This is a genomic window from Deinococcus rhizophilus, assembly GCF_030271215.1.
Taxonomy (GTDB): domain Bacteria; phylum Deinococcota; class Deinococci; order Deinococcales; family Deinococcaceae; genus Deinococcus; species Deinococcus rhizophilus.
Genome location: NZ_JASNGB010000409.1, coordinates 1 through 446, shown reverse-complemented (window position 1 = coordinate 446; position 446 = coordinate 1). Strand labels below are relative to the sequence as shown.

The following is a 446-nucleotide window of genomic DNA, read 5'->3' as shown; positions in this document are numbered from 1 at the left end:
GGGCAGCCGAGGCCCTCCAGCGGGAGCGGGCGCAGGCGCAGGCCAGTCTGCAGGGGGCGCAGGCCGCGCTGAGGACCGCCCAGCAGGCCCGCGACTCTGCCCAGGCCGACCGTGCCCGTGCCCAGGAACAGGCCCGCGCCCTGCAAAAGCGGGTGACCGAACTCACCGCGCTCGGGCGCACCCTGGAGGCCCGCGCCGAGGAGCGCCGCGCCGCGCTGGAAGCTTCCGAGACTCAGCTCGCCGACAGCCGCGAGCGTGCCCGCGCCCTGAACGCGCAGGTGGGCTCCTTGACCGAGGAGGTGGCCGCCCTCGACCGCCGGACCGCCAGTGCCGAGGCCGCCGCCGGGGAAGCCCAGGCCCGCGCCGAGGCCGCCCAGACGCGGGCCAGGGCCGCGCAGTCCCGCGTGACCGCCCTCAACCGTCAGGTGCAGGCGCTGGAAGCCGCC

General features: G+C 78.0%; 1 pseudogene. It reads left to right on the top strand.

Annotated features, from left to right (window positions below):
- A pseudogene (locus tag QOL99_RS17605) lies at positions 1–446 on the top strand (DUF3084 domain-containing protein); the annotation flags it as partial.